Annotated in this window: 7 protein-coding genes; 5 read left to right on the forward strand and 2 right to left on the reverse strand. The window is 48.4% G+C overall.

Features of this window, described 5'->3' with window-relative positions; genetic code table 11:
- Window positions 1-195 precede the first annotated feature (195 nt).
- Both AB5Y80_RS16450 and AB5Y80_RS16455 read right to left on the reverse strand, forming a co-directional pair.
- Window positions 196-1,092: a hypothetical protein gene (locus AB5Y80_RS16450; RefSeq protein WP_368173208.1), complete on the reverse strand. Its 897-nt coding sequence runs from the start codon at window positions 1,090-1,092 to the stop codon at window positions 196-198.
- An 896-nt stretch (window positions 1,093-1,988) separates the two neighbouring features.
- On the reverse strand, window positions 1,989-2,807 hold the full coding sequence (locus AB5Y80_RS16455; RefSeq protein WP_368173209.1) for a hypothetical protein: 819 nt from the start codon (window positions 2,805-2,807) through the stop codon (window positions 1,989-1,991).
- 475 nt (window positions 2,808-3,282) lie between these two features.
- Here AB5Y80_RS16455 and AB5Y80_RS16460 point away from each other — a divergent pair, with 475 nt between their 5' ends.
- The 5 genes from AB5Y80_RS16460 to AB5Y80_RS16480 all read left to right on the forward strand — a co-directional run.
- A complete protein-coding gene (locus tag AB5Y80_RS16460) occupies window positions 3,283-3,891 on the forward strand; it encodes a Rha family transcriptional regulator (protein WP_368173210.1) in 609 nt (202 codons plus the stop codon).
- A complete protein-coding gene (locus AB5Y80_RS16465) occupies window positions 3,888-4,331 on the forward strand; it encodes a recombination protein NinB (protein ID WP_368173211.1) in 444 nt (147 codons plus the stop codon). The genes AB5Y80_RS16460 and AB5Y80_RS16465 overlap by 4 nt, the downstream gene beginning before the upstream one ends.
- The gene (locus AB5Y80_RS16470) at window positions 4,328-4,645 is read left to right on the forward strand and encodes a Ref family recombination enhancement nuclease (RefSeq protein ID WP_183148627.1); all 318 of its coding nucleotides are present in this window, start codon (window positions 4,328-4,330) and stop codon (window positions 4,643-4,645) included. The genes AB5Y80_RS16465 and AB5Y80_RS16470 overlap by 4 nt, the downstream gene beginning before the upstream one ends.
- Complete coding sequence (locus AB5Y80_RS16475; protein ID WP_368173212.1) at window positions 4,642-5,064, forward strand: hypothetical protein; 423 nt, start codon at window positions 4,642-4,644, stop codon at window positions 5,062-5,064. Before AB5Y80_RS16470 ends, AB5Y80_RS16475 begins: the two co-directional genes overlap by 4 nt.
- Window positions 5,061-5,662: TIGR02642 family protein (locus AB5Y80_RS16480; protein ID WP_368173213.1), on the forward strand; the 602-nt coding region annotated here is incomplete at its 3' end. The genes AB5Y80_RS16475 and AB5Y80_RS16480, both read left to right, overlap by 4 nt.

Raw genomic sequence — 5,662 nt, forward strand, 5'->3', positions numbered from 1 at the left:
TAACACGGTAGGGGTACCGTTTTGTTATCCGGTTTGAAGCCGTATGACCACTCCCTTTTGTGGGCAACTGTCAGGTGAATACCATCTCCATACACTCAAGGTGTTGTTCAGAAGGGGTAAGGAACCGGCCTGAGGCCGGTGATCGGGTAGTATTAAGGATCTAAATAAACCGTAATAATCATCTTTCGTTTTCTTTTATATTTGGTGTGGAGCTGGCTCAAGAATATATTCTCTGATTCCACCATGCTCACCTTGATCGTATATCTCAAGTGGTTTTTCACTAGGTATAATGCCAAATTCTAGCTGCAGAGAGTCCATACCGGGAATGAAAGGGGAAAAGAATAGTATTCTTTCATTAAAAAGTGATAATTCCCCATTTATTATGGCAGGGCTGCCATTTTTACCATTCTGCGAGAACTTTTCTGGAGCGCTTATGGCAAGTGAGTATGAGCTGATATAGTCAAGCTCAAGATATTTATTATCTTTATCAATGGGGGTTGCAAGTGAAACACCCCTTCTTATAAATATATCATCATTGCTAATGAAATCCCCTTTTGGATGCTGGTTTTTCCACTCTTCAATATGTTTGTAGAGCAATTGATAATTAACAGTAAGTATTGTTGCAATTGCATTTTCAGATATCAAGGGAGGAACTTCGTTGAGTGGTTCACGTCTCTGTACACATGAGGTAGCCCATGAGTCTCCATATACCCTACTAATATAACTGTAAACTGATGACTTCAGATTATGTGGTCGGCCAGAATTGCGCTTCTTCATTCCGTCAAACCAGTCCTCAGCAACAACCTCACAGAATAGATCTATCTCATCTCTATCAACTCTCCGTAACAGTTCAGAAATAAATTCGTTACTTAGTGCATCTTTGTTTTTTATAAAATAATCAAATGTATCAGTGCTCAACTCACTATTGTCTATTGTTTTTATGCCTTGGTTGTTTAGGCTTCTCTCTATTATAGGGTCATCATGATGCATCGCATTTATAAAGCGCATCTCCATTTCTGCAGATATACGATATTGCGGTAGCAATGATGTAATCATGGCAGGAGACAGTATATTATTGATTTCATTAGTCATAATGGATTCTAAAGTGTAAGCCTAATGTAATATACTACTGATTGTTTCAATCAGTAGTAGTATGGACAATTTATAAACTCTTAAGCTTGGCCTTGGATATTGATCGCCACTGCAATAATTACGTACATTAGAGCTAGGTAAGCGGTGATTATGTAATATCTTGCCAGTAATCCAGCTTTCCTTCTTCGACCTGGAACTGGTATGGGTTTAAAATTTACAAAGATAAAATTAATTACTTTAAATCCATTCAATACAGCTAACGAAATGGCAATCAAAATAACAAAGTATGCCAATATTGAATTCATGTCACCCATATGAAGCCATTCAGGGTGCCGTAAAGCGGATGCTCCTATATAGAATAATGATGCGCAAACTAAATAGTTAGTAAAATGATTGAAGATTAATTGAAGGGTAGTTGTAAATGTTGTAGTACTGGGAGGAGCGTTTTCCATATTTTATCATCTAGTGTTGAATTAATAGTTTGTAATTTTCATTACAATAATTGCCATGTGAATAGTAACTCATATGGTTCCAATTGTGGAGTGTAATGAGCACGGAATCAGGAGGGGATCACAGATTTTGTGTGGGTACTGATGGGGGGAGGTTAGAGCAACCTGAGGGGAGCTCTGTCTGTCCCTAGTAGTGGCCAGGCGAGTCTGGGCTGAAGTAGTGTGGGGGGCGCTGCGAGACAGCTCAGCGGTGGCAGGTACTGTGACTAGGAAGGGAAGGTACACCTGGGCATGAATATGGCAGGGTGGATTTGCCTGATGAACTCAAGAGCAGGGCTCATCAGCCTAAAGCTCCACATAGAGAAGGGGAGTGGCTACAGTGTTGTTTATAGGGGGAGCGATACACCGGCCTCAGGCCGGCGTTAGGTGATAACTAGATCTGTACAGTCAGGAGCTATAGTTGATGCTATCCCCGATTACTATGTCCTTTCCATAATCTATCCAAAGCCTTTCTAATTTGTTGTTGTCGATGCTGTCTATATCTATATGTTTTTGCTTTTCAATACCTAACTGATGAAGTTTAAAAATACTGTCTCCACTCACATTATCCATTGGGATTGCATCTCCGCCTGGGCCAAAGTGATAATACTTTGAATGATTCTTTCCAAATTTATCTTTGTAAGAAACATATAGATATTTTTCTATAAAACTAACGAGTGAACGAGATTTTGTTTCTTGTGATGATTTAAATGTTTCGAAAGCTTGTTCTAATTTTCTAGTGTTTTTAATCTTAGTGGTAAACATTTTCCCATTGTTTGGGTCATTAACTTCAGTGAGGCTTTCTGGGTAGTTACCTATTGGAATAACAGCATGAATCAGATGAGGTATTTGCTCAAGTGGTTTGTTATCGCTGATGACTTGAAGTTCCCTTATAGAAAGGAATGCGATAATATAATTGCTAAGATCATACAGATCTGTTCCTGTGTTTAATATTTCCACGCTATAGGATTCTTCGCCATTTTCGTGTTTAATTGTTCTGAAATTTGCTTTTACATCAGGGAGTTGTTCTTGCTCTTGCAATTGAATTGCATGATGAGCAACTTGTAGTTGAGCTTGGTCAACTTGCAGTTGGGACTCAGCAACTGTAAGTTGAGACTTAGCTATCTCATTTGATTGGTATGAAACATATATAGCCATTATGCCAAGCAGAACGGTTGAAATAATTTCAAAGTAAATTTTATTTTCCTCAAGGAATAGCTTTACCACTTTTCATCTCCGTTTTATTAATGATGATGCCAATTTGTAGTGAGGTATATGTCAGCATGTATCCTATTTTGATGTTAGGACTGTTGTAAATTGCCGTGCTTAAGGTTTGAATGAATTAAGTTCCCCCTGAAGTGCGACGATGCTAGTTATTTAGGCTTGATGTTGTCCTGCTGGATATGGATCAGCTGGTTGTGTATGGCTGCAAATGTTTAGAAGGCGTATCTAGCTCAGGAGCCATAAGGAAATAATATCTCGAATGGTTCTGCTTGTTTAGAGGAAATCTTGTTTTTGTTGAAAATAGTTTTAAAAAATAGGCTGCCTTGCAGCCTATGAAACTTGGCGTGAACGGTGGCGTATAGCTAATTTGGCCATCATCGATAACTTCTGGTGCGTGACAGAAATTAATAGTAGTGGGTACCATAGTCAGTGCCGGACCTAGACCACCCGGCTGTGTATGACCAAAAGGACCCAGACCATGACCAAAGCACATACCCGTGATCTATCTGCGGCACGCCCTCGCGGCTGCGGCAGTATCCGCAGCATCAAGCCTATCGCTCCTCAGTACACTCCCGAGCAGATCGAACTGTTCCAGAAATTGGTGAGCGCCCAGGATGGGGAGGTGTTCACCACTTCCCGCCAAGTCGCCGAGTTATTTGAGAAGGAGCATCGCAACGTACTGCGAGCTATCCGCTTGCTCGAATGTGACGAGGAATTTACTGCGCTCAATTATGAGCTGACTGATTTCATTGATAAAAATGGCGATTCCAGACCCGAGTACCTGATCTCGAAAGACGGCATGGTGTTCTTGGTCATGGGATTTACTGGCAAAAAGGCTGCCCAGTTCAAACTGCTCTACATCCGTGCGTTCAACTGGATGATGGAACAACTCCACGAGAATCGAGATCTGCAGCATCTCCTGCACGACTTTGCTCGGCGGGAGGCTCTATCTGTCTCCAAAGGTTCTTTCCATGGACAAGGGCTTGCCCAGCGACGTATCGAGAAACGAGCGCTGGGTATAGAACAAGCCCAGCTCAAGGCGCGAGCACAGCTGTCCCTTGTACTGACACGGACAGATGCGGCATGAGCTCCTATCCCAAATATTTCCTCCGTAGCCCTGAAATCCGGTCCCGTGCTTGCCAGTTGGTCGCTGGCCTGCCGGTTGACAAGGACAAGCCGCTGGTCATCGAGATCAAGGAGATGACCCGTAGCCTGGCCCAGAACTCAATGCTCTGGGCATGCCTCACTGACATCGCCGAGCAGGTGGTCTGGCACGGCCGCAAGCTCGCCAAGGAGGACTGGAAGCATGTTCTCAGCGCCGCCCTGTATCAGCAGGATGTGGTGCCGAACCTCAACGGGAATGGCTTCGTAGTGCTGGGCAAGTCCACCTCCAAGATGACCGTGCGCGAGATGCGCGACCTCATCGAGCTGGCCCAGGCTTTTGGTGCTGAGCAGGGCGTGAAGTTCGGAGATGAATCCCGCCGTGGTTTCGACTGGGTGGCGGCCTACGGGAGGGCTGCGGCATGAGCAAGACCAAGGCTGATAAGCAGTGGTTGGACGATGTGAGCTCTCTCGGCTGTATCGCCTGCCGCAATGCCGGTCATGGCGCCACCCCTGCGGAAATCCATCACGTGCGCTCTGGGTCAGGTATGGCCCAGCGCGCCGAGCACACCCGGGTGCTACCGCTTTGCCCGCGACATCATCGTGCCTGCTACCCCACAGGGTTCCACGCCGCCCCGCGTTCCTGGCAGCAAGAGCACGGCAGCGAGGAGACCCTGCTGGAGCAGGTGGCCAGAGAAGTCACCGAACTGCGAAAGAACACCATCGGGAGGGCTGCATGATCCACCTCACCGCCCTCGATGCGGCCCGGTTGCTGGGTCGCAGCCCGAAGGTCAGGAGCGCAGCCAAGCTGGTGCGCAAGGCCCAGCAGGTCACTTCCCTGCACGACAAGGTGCTGGCCCAGCTTGTTGGTTTCCCTGACCCGGCCACCGAGCTGTTGTTCCACCCCAAGCGCAAATGGCGCTTCGACTACGCCTGGGAGGAGCAGAAGCTCGCCCTCGAAATCCATGGCGGGATCCACTCCGGTGGCCGGCACACCCGGGGGAGGGGGTTCGTAGAGGACCGGACCAAGATGAACGAGGCCACCTTGCTCGGGTGGACCGTGCTGGAAGTTACCCCGGAACACATCAAATCCTGCCAGTTGCGCGCTTGGCTGCTCGCCGCTTTCAATCAGGACCCAGACCAGAGGACCAAACCATGACCCACGCTATCGAAATGGCTCTGCGCCTTTTCTCGCCGAAAGGTGCACTACATGAACCCTCGTCCGGTCGCTCCAGCACGCTGGGGAGAGAGGAGTTTCTGGGAGCCCTGCAGGTGGCCGCAAAGAGCAACCCGCAAGGGCTCCAGTTCCTCATGGCCGACCACCTGGGGGACGAGCAGGCACTGGCTTCGCTGCTGACGCACTTCAGCACCACGCTGGGCTGCGAAGAGGCCGGTGGTATGGCCATGGCTATCCTGCTGCGCCGCCCCCTGTCTGAGCAGCTGGAGCACTTGGTGCTGTCTCACCCGCACTATGACAAGGAGCGCCGCCGGGCCGCCGTGGTGATGGAGAAGGCCAAGCGAGCTCACCGCGGTGGCAATGGCCACGAGTACCAGCGCCTTCTGGCCGAGCGGAACGCGATCTTGTCTCTCGCCCACGACCACTGTGTCGCCGAGATGCTGCAATCCGGCCGCTGCCCGCACTGCAAAGGGACTGGTATCCGCCCCCGCAAGGGTGACGAGTGCCCGAAGTGCCACGGCACCGGGCGAGTGGTACCCCATGCCGATATGGTCGCGCGCCGGTTCGGGCAGGAGATGCG

This window comes from Aeromonas sp. R2-1, assembly GCF_040908425.1.
Classification (GTDB): domain Bacteria; phylum Pseudomonadota; class Gammaproteobacteria; order Enterobacterales; family Aeromonadaceae; genus Aeromonas; species Aeromonas caviae.